This is a genomic window from Geoanaerobacter pelophilus (genome assembly GCF_018476885.1).
GTDB lineage: Bacteria > Desulfobacterota > Desulfuromonadia > Geobacterales > DSM-12255 > Geoanaerobacter > Geoanaerobacter pelophilus.
Window position 1 is genome coordinate 190,322 of sequence record NZ_JAHCVJ010000007.1, and the last position, 12,827, is coordinate 203,148.

A 12,827-nucleotide genomic window follows, 5' to 3' on the forward strand; every position below is an offset into this window, starting at 1 on the left:
ATGATAGTAGATTCTTTTGATCAGTCCGAAATTGAACTGTTCCTGGATCTTGCCGCAGCAGAGGGGTGGATATCTGACCAATGGGAGTTGGCTTTTCTCCTCAAGGCATTTCCTCAGGGGTGTTTTGTCGCCCGTGAAACCGGAGGAGTGCCGGTAGCATTCATTACTTCGGTTGCCTACCGCAACAGTGGCTGGATCGGCAATCTCATAGTTCATCAGGATTTCCGACGCAGGGGGATAGCTTCACTGTTGATGACCAAATGCATGGAGTCCCTCGGATTAACTGGTGTTCGAACCATCTGGCTGACAGCATCACCTTCAGGTGCCCCTCTCTATAAAGGTCTTGGTTTCCAGACGATAGACCATGTGGCACGTTGGTATCTGAATAGATCTTTTGCGGTATCTCCTGAGACAGCCGCATCAGAGCAGGGGTTTCAGGAACTGCTTTGCCATGACAGCGTCGGCTGGGGGGATGACCGTTCGGCCATCTGCCATGAGAAGCTCCGGCTTGGCAAGTTATTCATGGATGGCGGTTCGTCGCTGATTATCCACAACACCGGCACACACTCATATATCGGCCCGTGGGTCGGTGGTTCGGAGCTGTGCGCGGAGCGACTATTAGCGAGGATCTATTCCCGGTTGACCGATAATGGCGCTACCTGTCTGGATGTCCCTGTCGGTAATCCATGGTCTAAAGCAATGCTGGAAAAATTTGGCTTTGTATGTAGCGGTGAGACCGTTCTCATGTATCATGGAGATATCCCGGATTATCGGCCCGATACAATTTATGCACTTGCTTCGATGGGGAGCATAGGCTGAGAGATTTAGAAAGTTACAGAGGGGCACTGAAATGCAGCTGATAGCATGTATCAAGCAGGTACCGGACACGACGCAGGTAAAGATCGATCCGGTGACGAACACCCTGGTCCGGGAGGGGATACCGTTCATCATGAATCCGTACGACACCCATGCCTTGGAAGAGGCATTGCGCTTTCGGGATCGTTACGGCTTCAAAGTAACGGCGATCTCCATGGGTCCGCCCAACGCCGAAGCAACCCTGCGCAAGGCATTGGCACTGGGTGCCGACCGGGTAGTACTGCTTTCCGATCGCTGCTTTGGCGGCGCCGACACCCTGGCCACCAGCCATGTACTGACCGCCGCCATCCGTAAACTCAATGAAGAAGACGAAGTCGCCCTGGTATTATGCGGCAAACAGACCATCGACGGTGACACCGCCCAGGTCGGTCCCGGCATTGCCACCCGGCTAGGCTGCATTCAGCTCACCCTGGTCGACAAGATCCTCGACCTTGATCTCGCTTCGCGGCGGTTGCGGGTCAGTCGCAAACTCGAAGGGCGGCACGAAATCGTCGAAGCCCCGTTTCCGGCCATGCTCACCGTCGTGCGCGAACTTAACCGGCCCCGCTATCCCACCGTACCCATGCGGCTGACCGCAGCCGCTGCCCAGGTCGAAGTCTGGACCAACGAGATCTTACAACTCGACGTCAATGAAATCGGCCTCAAAGGGTCCCCCACCTGGGTCTCCAAGATCTTCTCCCCCGAGCGGGACCAGGGAGAGATCATCGGAGACGGCCTTGGTGATCCCGAAGGCACCGCCCAGCTCCTGCTCGACAAACTGATCGCCAAAGATTTATTGGCGGTATAGCGAATCATCCGCACCGACTAACCATGCACAGAACAAGGAGCCGCAATGGCTGAACCAAAAAAACCGAAGAAACCGCGGGGCAAAGCGCAGCTCATCCCCGGCAAATGCATCGCCTGCGGCGCCCGTTGCCAGAGCGCCTGTCCGGTCAACTGCGTCGAGATGACCGACGCCGGCGAACCGGTCATCTTAAGCGACAAATGCATCGGCTGCCTCAAATGCATCAAAGTCTGCCCAGCCGAAGCCTTAGAGATCCAGTTCACCCCCGAAGAACTGGCCATACTCGAAGAACTGGCCAAGCAGCAGGGTGGGGTGGCCGCCGAAGAAGAACCCGACGAAGAAGCACAGGCCCTCGCCGCCATGCTCTCCGCCTATCGCGGCGTCTGGGTCTTTATCGAGCAGACCGAAGGCGAAGCCGCCCGGGTCTCCTGGGAACTGCTCGGCAAAGGGCGGGAACTCGCCGACGCCATCGGCGTCCCCTTAAGCGCCGTAGTCCTTGGCGAGCAGGTCGAACACCTCTGTCATGAAGCCTTTAGCCATGGCGCCGACCAAGCCTACTTAATGGACGCCCCGGTATTAAAACATTACCGCACCGAATCATACCTGCGAGGCGTCCGACACCTGATCGACCAGCACCAGCCCGAAATCATCCTCATGGGCGCCACCGGCCTTGGCCGCGACTTGGCCGGCGCCGTAGCCACCGTCGTCAAGACCGGACTCACCGCCGACTGCACCGGCCTGGCCGTAGACGACAAACGCAACCTCATGCAGACCCGTCCCGCCTTTGGCGGCAACATCATGGCCACCATCATGTGCGACAAATACCGGCCCCAGATGGCCACTGTCCGTCCCAACGTCATGCCCATGCCTGAAAAGCAGGCAGGCCGGAGCGGCGCCATCATCCGTAGCGACTGCCCCATCCGCGAAGAAGAGATCCTCGTCAAAGTACTAGAGATCATCAGCGACAAGAAAAAAGACCATGTCGACATCGCTGGCGCCGAATTCATCGTCTCCGGCGGTCGCGGCATGATGGGAAGCGACAACTTCGGCATCCTGAAAGAACTGGCCGACGAACTGGGCGGCGTAGTAGGGGCCTCAAGGAGCGCCGTCGATGCCGGCTGGATGCCCCAGGACCGTCAGGTCGGCCAGACCGGCAAAACCGTCAGGCCCAAGATCTACATCGCCTGCGGCATCAGTGGCGCCATTCAGCACCTGGTCGGCATGCAGGACTCCGACATCATCATCGCCATCAATAGAGACAAAAACGCCCCCATCTTCGAAGTCGCCACCTACGGCATCGTCGGCGACCTGTTCCAGGTAGTACCGGCCATCACCGCCGGCATCCGCGCCCTCAAAGCACAGCGGAGCAAAAAAGTAGCATAGCAGCATAACTCAATTGATAACTTGAGGATCACCCATGACCCCCAATCCGATATTATTTGCAGCACTACTTGTTCCGGCCCTGCTCTTCTTCTGCTACAGCCTCTGGCGCCGGCTCTCCCTGGTAAGGCTCGGCCAGCCCGAGAACCGCTTCGACAACATCGGAGTCCGCATCCACGAAATGCTCCTCTACGCCTTCGGCCAGAAACGGGTAGTAGCCAAACCTTTCGGCATCAACCACTTCGTCATCTTCTGGTCCTTCATGGTCCTGCTCATTGCCAACGGCGCCTTCATCCTCGAAGGGCTCATCCCCGGCTTCAGCTTAGAGGCTCTGCCCAAACCGCTTTACCAGAGCCTCATGTTACTCTTCGACCTGGTCTCGGCCGCCACCATCATCGCCATCACCCTCTCCTTTGGCAGGAGACTCATCTTCAAACCAGACTACCTCGACAGCAGATACGTCAAGGCAAGAAGCTTCGAAGGCTTCTTCATTCTCTCCTGCATCGCCCTGTTGATGCTCGCCTACTTCGGTCTCCACGGAGCGTTATTGGCCGTCATGGGCCAGAGCCACGGCTACATGCCGGTCTCATCCTTTGTGGCCACCTTACTTAAGAACTCACCCCTGGCCGACCAGCTCTTTCCCTTTGCCACCTGGTCCTGGTGGCTCCATGCCGGAGTGCTCATCGCCTTCATCTGCTTCCTGCCGGTCAGCAAGCACATGCACATCATCACCGCCATCCCCAACTGCTTCCTGAGAAACCTCGAACCAATAGCCATTCCGCCCAAGGAACAGTTTGCCCCTGGAAACAGCTACGGCGTCGGCAAAATAGACGACTTCACCTGGAAAGACCTGTTCGACTCCTTCTCCTGCACCGAATGCGGCAGATGCCAGGCTGCCTGCCCGGCCAATGCCACCGGCAAATCGTTAAATCCGCGCCAGGTCGTTCACAGCTTAAAAGCCAACCTCATGGCTGTTGCCCAAGAGATCAGAAATGGCAAAACTCCCACTACGCCCCTCATCGATGGCGAAGGGGAGGGGAGCAACACCGAAGAGACCATCTGGTCCTGCACCACCTGCGGCGCCTGTTTAGAGCAATGCCCGGTCTTCATCGAACAGATGCCCAAGATCATCAAAATGAGGCGCTACCTGGTCGAAATGCAGGCCAGCTTCCCCGAAGAACTGTTAAACCTGTTCGAGAACATGGAAGGCAGGAGCAACCCCTGGGGGATCGCCCCCACCGAACGGGGCAAATGGGCCGCCACCATGAACGTCACCCCCTTCGAGCAAGGCAAAACCGAATATCTCTTCTACGTCGGCTGTGCCGGCTCCTTCGACTCCAGGCAGAAACAGGTAACCGTCGCCATCGCCACATTATTAGATGCTGCCGGCATCTCCTGGGGCATCCTCGGCAAGGATGAGCAGTGCTGCGGCGACTCCTTACGAAGACTCGGCAACGAATACGCCTTCGACAAGATGGCCCAAGAGAACGTCCGGCTCTTTCAGGAGCGTGGGGTCAAGAAGATCATCACCCAGTGCCCGCACTGCTTCTCCACCTTAAAAAACGACTACCGCCAGTATGGCATCGAACTCGAAGTCATCCACCACGGCCAACTGCTCGACCAACTCATGAGCGAAGGCAAGCTCAAGACGACCAACCAAGGCGAAGCCCTCGGCAGGATCATCTTCCACGACTCCTGCTACCTCGGGCGGCACAACAACATCTACGACCAACCGAGAAACGCCCTGGCACAAGCCACCGGCAAGCAGCCCCTCGAATTTGCAAGAAACCGCAACCAGGGTTTCTGCTGCGGCGGTGGCGGCGGCAGGATGTGGCTCGAAGAACACACCGGCAGCCGGATCAACATCAACCGGGTCGAAGAGGCGTTGGCCAAGAACCCCGACACCGTCTGCGTTGCCTGTCCCTACTGCCTGACCATGTTCGAGGACGGCCTCAAAGATAAACAGTCAAGCCAGACCAAGGTCAAAGACCTCGCCGAAATCATCGCTGAAACTGTTAGAGGATGAGGATGAGAGGAGAATTACTGACCATAATCCAGAACGATCCCAATGTACCGGTGGGTTTTTGGGGAGATCAGATCTTGGCATTGGGGCTGGAATACCGGCTTGTTAGATTGTTTTCCGGCGAAGCTATCAACGATCAAATGCTTGAAAGCGGAGGAGTTATCGTCCTTGGCGGGACAATGGGGGTGCATGATACCGATGAATTCCCCTACCTGCTTCAACTGAAAGAGTTCATAAGGGGATGTCTTTCACGAAAAGTGCCTTTATTAGGGATATGTCTTGGCGGGCAGCTCGTGGCAGAAGTTCTTGGCGCAGCGATCCATTCCGGAAGACATCGTGAGTGCGGTACGTTTCTGGTTGATATCTCGCCTGCTGCCGCAGATGACTCTCTGTTTGCTGGGATCACGACCCCTTTTACAACATTTCAGTGGCATAATGACAGTTTTGATCTGCCAAAAGGGGCTACCATGCTCGCATCATCGAAAGTCTGCCCGTGCCAGGCTTTTCGCTATGGTAACGCCTGGGGGCTACAGTTTCATCCGGAGATCAATGTTGAAATAGTCACCCAGTGGTGCAATGCTGAGTCAAAGGAAGAACATGCTTCAGACAATAACCTGCGGATAATCAATGAGCTTGAGAATAATCTAGAGGAGTATACGAAATCATCGGTGCAAATGTTTCATAATTTTGCTGAAAATTTGTTCCAACCCTTGCCTCTTACTACAATTAACTTGCAGGCAAACGGGCCAAAAGAATCGACAAGTGAAAATGAATTGGAAAACAGGTCAAAAGCGTAATACTTTTCAGGGGTGTCGGTTGCCGCTGTACTTGTCCAGTATAAATAACACTTGCCCTGCAGATTGCTGGACGAACTCATTTGGTAAAGTATTGATCTTAGAGTGGCTTCGCTCTTCCCGGAAATTAATTGCTCAATCTCAGCTTTGGACGGTATATGCCAGTCGGAACTGCCTCCGAAGCCTTTCCTGTTGAGATTTTCTATTGCAGTCGCTGCAGATTCCCAAGAGTAGACCTCTTTATCTTCTACGATAGTCCATGAAAGAGCTGAATTTGTGTCTTTGAAAATATTATTTTCTGGGTCGTCACTGATTTTTAAAATCGAGCTGTTCAATGGAATATTGATTATTGATACCGATTTATCGTTAATTGTATCAGCTGTTACCCATGGGGCCATTGTAATGACTTGCCAACCATAATTTGTTAAGCAATTGATATGAGTTTTTGATTTTGGGCCGGAAGGGGACAGTTGGTTGATTATATCATCAAAACTATGATTTAATTCATTATCCCGCTTGATACAGCTGTATATATTATCTAATAAGTCCGAAGCCTGTTTATTGGTGTTGGATATGAACTGGTATCTGTAATCCCAGCCAGTATGTGCAAGGCATTCATCGATAGCTTGGTGCCTGATTGATTCTTCTTGGGCAAGAAATATTTGGTAATCAATGGAATATTCGTTTTCCATATTGCCAATATTATCGCAGTTGGCATAATCATCTTTAAATGATACGCAAGTGGCTTTGTTACTGTAATAAGTTATAATAGTGGAGACGTTGCTGCAGCCACTTAGAATAAGCATTACTATGATAAGGAATACTCTAGGCATAATTAAATAGGAAAGTCCTGGGACATAATCGAATTAAATTGTGAAATAAAATGTTGAACCCTTCTCTAACTCACCTTCAGCCCAAATTCTTCCGCCATGCCTCTGAATTATTCTCTGTGCTGCAACAAGTTCGGTTCCTGATGTTGTTGCGGGTTTGTCTGAGGAGTGGTGGGTATGACTGAATAATTTAAACAACTTATCAGAATACTTCGAATCAAAACCACAACCGTTATCTCTTATAAAATAAACTGACTTTTCGTTTGATCGCGCCACGCCGAATTCAATCTGTGGCGCATTGTGCTCCTCTATGTTTTTCATGGCGTTAGATAGTAGACTTTCAATTACAACTTTAAGCAATGCTTTGTCGCCCTTGACTGTGATATCCGGGGCTATAAAGAATTTGATGACTTGATCTTTGTTTGAAGACATCAGTTTTTGCACGACATCTGCACATATCGAACTGAGATTGACATCTTGCACTAAAATGCTTCGTCTGGTCAACTGTGTAAGTTTGATTAACGCATCAATAATCTGCTTAAGTTGAATACTTGTCTGGCTAATACGGTGCAGATAGTCATTACCATTGTCACCGAGTTTATCCGTGAAATCTTCACAAAGCGCCTTGCTTAAGCCCTGTAACCTAGAGAGCGGGCCACACAACTCATGCGAAATGGCATCGCAAAATTCATCAAGTTCTCTATTCGTTGCATCAAGAAGAGCATTTCTTCTTAGAACCCGATATTCCAGTTCTGCGTTCAATTTTCGGACTTCTTCCTCAGTTGCCTTGCGAGAAGTAATGTCCTCAGAAAAAAGTATGAAGTAATCTGCACGACCATTACCATCAATAACGGGAGAGATGATAGTTTCCTCAATGATCTCATTGTTTTCACTGTTCTTTAAAAACAATTCCCCTTTCCATTCAGATGAATGGATGAAAGCATTCTTAAATGATTCTCTTGATTCCAATGAAGGTTCAAATAACCAGGAGATATGTTGTTTGAGCAGTTCCTTTTTATTTTTCCCTGTAACTGAACAAACTTTTGAGTTTACGTACTGAATACTGCCATTGGCATCGGTGATTGTGACAATATTCGGACACCGGTTAAGCGCTTCGATGAGTAGTTGATGAGATTCATTATGAGAAGATAGCGACTTAATTTTGTCCAGCTGTTGAGAACAGTGCTGCAGTGTTTTTGTTAATTGCTCTGCTTTGATTGGTTTTGCTAAGTAGTAATTTACATTTAAATCGAAAGTATTAAGCAATAGTTCGCTTTCACTGTTATTTACAGTCAAAATGATCTGCACGTTCTCATCAATCATTCGAACTTCGCGAGCCAGTTCGATGCCGCTTAATACAGACATGGAAATATCAGAGATGATGATGTCAGGTCTTACTTCCTGGCAGATTCTCAAGCCTTCATGCCCGTTTTCAGCGACATAGAGAAAATAACCAAGCCTGCTGATCATTTTCGCAGTCTGGGCAAATGCGTTGGGCGAATCTTCTATATACAGAACTGTGTACATTGTGTTTTGCCCGTAATTTCACTTTGGTTAATAAACAGACGCAAAAAATAGAGTGCAACTGGTGTGCCTATGAGTTGCCTTAATAATTATGATTAAATTCAGCTTGTTATGGAGTTAAACGCTTTGTGGGAAATTTTCTTCTCTTCATAATGCTCTTAATTCTTGGAATCCACTGTTCAGTTTTTGCATAACAAATCGATGAATTTGATTGTCCGGTTTATGAAGTTGACTTGATAAAGTTACTGGGATAATCTACGCAGCACTAATTTTACTGATTTTACAGGGTTGGGGGTGGCTATGAACATCAAGGTGCTGGGATCTTCTGGAGCAGAATTTCCCAATTACCGCCCACCAGCGTATCTTATCGATAATTTTTTTTTGCTAGATGCCGGAACAATCGGATCTGTGCTGCCTGACATTGATCAATGGAAAATTAAGACAATCCTGCTTTCCCATAGCCACTTGGACCATATCAAGGGTATTCCATTCCTTGCAGATAATATAATAATTTCAAACGTAAATAATAAAGTAAGGTTGATTAGCACCTGCGATGTTTTAAACGCTGTCAGTAAGCACATTTTTAACAATGTTATCTGGCCAGACTTTTCAAAAATCCCTTCAACATGCAACCCTGTTATTGAATATGTAGAGATCCCCAGCGAGACAGAAATGGAGATAGACGGCTATTCAATTACAGCAATTCCTGTTAATCATTCTGTGCCGGCAATAGGATATCTAATAAAAAAAGGGCCTTCTGCTCTTTTGTACACAGGTGACACTGGTCCCACTGATAAAATATGGAGATATGCCGATAAAGCGTCAGCATTAATCGTTGAGGTTTCATTCCCAAATCAAATGAACGATATGGCTCTTTTAACCGGTCATTTAACACCGTCACTACTGTTAAATGAGTTGTCTAAATGCAAAGCAATCCCGCCACTTATTTTAGTCACCCACACCAAACCACAGTTCAGGGAAGAGATAATGAGAGAGCTGAGAAACATTTCGTTACCTGAAATAAAACTATTGTGTGATGAAGATGAGTACATCATATAGCTTATGCTTTGATTCGCTTGGCTTTAAGAGACTTTTCTATTTACATTTTCTGTAGTTCGAGTTAATAAATTCTATTCTTTTTATTACCATGGGATCAAATTCCATAGGAGGTGTTGCTTGCGAGAGGTCAGCACAAGAGTTTCATTCCTCTACACGTTGATAGTATTCGTAGGGACATGCTTGTTGTTTCCCACGCTTGGCCAGGCAATTGAGTGTAATGAATGTCACGGCACCAAAGTTCCGGTAGATTTCAGGCCACTCGATGATGCTTATCGAAACATGACTACCGGCGGCTTTCAAGGTAACCATCGAACACATACTTCAAAGATCGATACCAAGCAACAATGCGAGTTTTGCCATTCAGGGAGTTCCTCTTATAACCAAGGGCACCGAAATGGGAAGATAAATATTTCTAAAAATATTAACAATTCTCGTCAAAGGGCAATTTACAACAATGTCACATCTCCATGGGCGCAGACGGCTACCCCGGTTTATGGCACTTGCACCAATGTTAACTGCCATTTCGAAAATGAAACCCCTCAATGGGGTTCAAATCCATTCGTAGTACCCAATGATTGTTCCGGCTGCCATGGCTTTCCGCCATACGGTGGCAATACCGGGGCAGAGGGGAGCCATTTAGCTACTGGGCACATGATGGGTGGGGATATCGACAGTTGTGGTCATTGTCATCCGCGTCATACCGGGTTCACCCATGCGACCAGTGTCCGGCGTTCGCTTTTGGTGACCCCTCGCGATCCTACGTCAATAGCTGCTGGATATTATGACGGTCCGACAAACGATTATCTCCCGTTACAAGACAATCAGTTCGGGAAATGCAACAATATATACTGTCACAGTAATGGTTCCTCGCTTGCGACTGGAACGATCGCTGCCAATGCTTCCCCGGTCTGGGGAGGAGCATCTTTAAACTGCGGTTCTTGTCACAGTTACCCGCCCGACTATGCTAACGGCGCTCCCAAGGCCAACAGCCATGCAAAGCATTCTGTCTACGGTTTTTCCTGCAGCAGATGCCATTACAGCACAACTTCCGATAATGTAACCATTCGTAACTGGCGCAAGCATATCAGCAAGTTTTACAATATCTCTTCGCAGGAAGAGCGACTGACATACTCTTTCGCAGCCAACGGCGGGAACTGTTCCAATTTCTATTGCCATAGTAACGGCACCTCAAAGTCAACTGGAGTAGTGCAGGCCAATACCGTCAAATGGGGGAGCACTCTCACTTGCTCTTCATGCCATGCAAATCCACCCGCATATCTTACTGGTTCTCCCAAGGCCAATAGCCATGGAGCTCATTCAGGTTATAGTTGTAATAAGTGCCATGTCGACACGACTAACGATGGCGTAACCATTTCGAATCCGGCCAAGCATGATAATGGATCATATGACGTAACTGCCGGCAATGGGGCTTCATTTAACTATGTGTATTCAGCTGCTGGCGGCAGTTGTTCCAATAATGCCTGTCATAATGATGGCACTTCAGTTTCAACAGGAGTCCCTTCATCACTCCCTGCTCAATGGGGTACCTCGCTTGGATGCTCCGGTTGCCATGGCCTCCCTCCAGAGTATGTGAACGGTAGTGTGAAGTCCAACAGTCATATCGGTAAACACTCGGCTTATATGTGTAACTCCTGTCATTACGCAACATCCTCAGATGGGGTGTCTGTCACCAACTCAACAAATCATGCCAATGGTCAATACAATGTGTCCAGCGCTGTGGGCATGTTCACCTACAGTTATGCTGCTAGTGGCGGAACCTGTTCCAATGTCCAGTGCCATGCAAACCCGACGGGTTACAGAAAGTGGGGGGCAAAGGAATGCGATGCCTGCCACGGAGCTCCACCGGATACTCCTGCTCACCGTACTCATTTCAGCGGATCTGCTCAGCAGGCTTCGTACACAAGTGTGAAAACAGCACAGGATTATTCAGCCAATGCAACCGGTTATATCTTCAACTGTGCCAATTGCCACCCGATGGACATAAACAAGCACGGTAACGGAATTTTGGAAGTTGAGCTTTATAATCCCAATGCCCCTCAGGGGTCAATTAAATCACTGCAGTCAGGGGCAACCTATAAAAAAGGGAACAGGTATTATTTGGATAGTCGTGGCTTCGCCTACACAAATGGAACTTGCAGCAATGTTTATTGCCACAGTTACAGCGACTGGAAGACGCCTGGCGTAGAAAACTGCATGAGCAACTATTCTACCTGCGACAAGGCCGCTGTTGCCAGCCTTGTACAGACCAGAGAGTATCGTAGCGTAACCTGGAACGGTTCTTTGCCTAAGAATTGCACCGGTTGCCATGCAAACGGTCCCCGTACCAGGTCAGAAACCAATTACGGGTCTACCGGTAACAACCATTCCTGGATCAACAACGATTATTACGAAGAAGGTCATTTCGGCAAGTATTACTTCACCACAGATCCGATTTCATGCACCTTCTGCCATAACGGCACGGTGACCCAGCTCAACAACTGGTCCCGTCCGGTGATCGCCGATCCTTATAGCTATTATCCGACAGCGTCGGAGCCTTACTTCACTACGATGAGCAGTGTGCCTATCGCCAACTTCAGCAAACATGTCAACGGCAAGGCTGATGTTATTTTTGATAAGGACAAGACCTTTACCGTCAATTTCCCTGGCGGCTACTCCACACCGCCAAAAACCACTTTCTACAAGATGTCCACATCAACGTATTCTGCTGAGACCAAGAGCTGCTCCAACGTTGCCTGCCATCTCGGCCAGTCCACCGTGAAGTGGGGAACACCCTACAAGGCTTATAAATATAACATTGGCGAAGATTACGGCTGCAGGAAGTGCCATGACAGTAATCATCCGTATGTATCTTTCTAAAATTTAACGGTTGATAGTTGTGTCAAAGCTCCCGTTGCAGGTATTGCTCGGGAGCTTTGTTTTACCGCGCTGGACATTGCCGTACTGCTTCTATATACTTTTAACGAAGTATCAACCTTAACCAGAAGAGGTAAATATGCTCAAACGGATCAGGCTCAAGTTTTCGTTAATCTTGATTTTACTTCTACTTGTTTGCAACCAGATGGCCTTTGCCGCACCTGTGGTTAGTATCAACAAGACCGGCAACAATGTGTGGACCGTAACCGGTTCGGGGCTGGAACAGATTGGGGGTTTGACTTTAAGCATCCAATACGAAACAACACTTAGCGCACCAGTGATTACTAACGGTGAGGTAATCTCCGGGGCAATGGTTTCTGCAAACACTTCCACTCCTGGTAAAATTGGCCTTGCTGCAGCTCAAGCCACTCCATTCCCCAGATCTTCAGGCGTTATCGCCATAATTAAATTCAACGGTGGTGCCGGAAAAATTACCTCATTTAGTCATACGGTGGCTACCGCAGACGACAATCCACGTGTAGTGGAGTCAAAATCAGAGTTTAACAATGATGCTTCAGGGACAATTGCTGGTGGTGATAGCGGAACTAGCGGAACTAGCGGAACTAGCGGAACTAGCGGAACTAGCGGAACTAGCGGAACTAGCGGAACTAGCGGAACTAGCG

Annotated in this window: 10 protein-coding genes; 8 read left to right on the forward strand and 2 right to left on the reverse strand. The window is 49.2% G+C overall.

Annotation, left to right across the window (positions count from 1 at the left end; all coding sequences use genetic code 11):
• From KI809_RS16660 to KI809_RS16680, 5 genes are read left to right on the forward strand one after another with little or no spacing between them, the layout of a single operon-like run.
• Positions 1 to 819: a GNAT family N-acetyltransferase gene (locus tag KI809_RS16660; protein ID WP_214172717.1), complete on the forward strand. Its 819-nt coding sequence runs from the start codon at positions 1 to 3 to the stop codon at positions 817 to 819.
• A gap of 31 nt (positions 820 to 850) precedes the next feature.
• A complete protein-coding gene (locus KI809_RS16665; RefSeq protein WP_214172718.1) occupies positions 851 to 1,663 on the forward strand; it encodes an electron transfer flavoprotein subunit beta/FixA family protein in 813 nt (270 codons plus the stop codon).
• A 45-nt stretch (positions 1,664 to 1,708) separates the two neighbouring features.
• Positions 1,709 to 3,043 carry an electron transfer flavoprotein subunit alpha gene (locus tag KI809_RS16670; RefSeq protein ID WP_214172719.1) on the forward strand — a complete coding sequence of 445 codons (1,335 nt, stop codon included), beginning with the start codon at positions 1,709 to 1,711 and terminating at the stop codon, positions 3,041 to 3,043.
• A 34-nt stretch (positions 3,044 to 3,077) separates the two neighbouring features.
• The gene (locus KI809_RS16675) at positions 3,078 to 5,066 is read left to right on the forward strand and encodes a (Fe-S)-binding protein (RefSeq protein ID WP_214172720.1); all 1,989 of its coding nucleotides are present in this window, start codon (positions 3,078 to 3,080) and stop codon (positions 5,064 to 5,066) included.
• A gap of 2 nt (positions 5,067 to 5,068) precedes the next feature.
• On the forward strand, positions 5,069 to 5,860 hold the full coding sequence (locus KI809_RS16680) for a type 1 glutamine amidotransferase (RefSeq protein WP_214172721.1): 792 nt from the start codon (positions 5,069 to 5,071) through the stop codon (positions 5,858 to 5,860).
• Here the strand turns inward: KI809_RS16680 and KI809_RS16685 are convergent.
• Both KI809_RS16685 and KI809_RS16690 read right to left on the reverse strand, forming a co-directional pair.
• Positions 5,743 to 6,690: an Lcl C-terminal domain-containing protein gene (locus KI809_RS16685; protein ID WP_214172722.1), complete on the reverse strand. Its 948-nt coding sequence runs from the start codon at positions 6,688 to 6,690 to the stop codon at positions 5,743 to 5,745. The two genes, KI809_RS16680 and KI809_RS16685, sit on opposite strands and share 118 nt — an antisense overlap.
• Positions 6,691 to 6,723: 33 nt before the next feature.
• Positions 6,724 to 8,214: a sensor histidine kinase gene (locus KI809_RS16690; RefSeq protein WP_214172723.1), complete on the reverse strand. Its 1,491-nt coding sequence runs from the start codon at positions 8,212 to 8,214 to the stop codon at positions 6,724 to 6,726.
• A gap of 297 nt (positions 8,215 to 8,511) precedes the next feature.
• On the opposite strand from KI809_RS16690, the gene KI809_RS16695 reads away from it, so the two are divergent.
• The 3 genes from KI809_RS16695 to KI809_RS16705 form a co-directional block, all read left to right on the forward strand.
• Positions 8,512 to 9,270 carry a 3',5'-cyclic-nucleotide phosphodiesterase gene (locus KI809_RS16695; RefSeq protein ID WP_214172724.1) on the forward strand — a complete coding sequence of 253 codons (759 nt, stop codon included), beginning with the start codon at positions 8,512 to 8,514 and terminating at the stop codon, positions 9,268 to 9,270.
• Between the two features lie 117 nt (positions 9,271 to 9,387).
• Entirely contained in the window at positions 9,388 to 12,147 is a 2,760-nt protein-coding gene (locus tag KI809_RS16700; RefSeq protein WP_214172725.1) for a CxxxxCH/CxxCH domain c-type cytochrome, read from the forward strand.
• A gap of 136 nt (positions 12,148 to 12,283) precedes the next feature.
• Positions 12,284 to 12,827 (forward strand): hypothetical protein (locus KI809_RS16705; protein WP_214172726.1); only part of this gene is annotated, 544 nt, incomplete at its 3' end.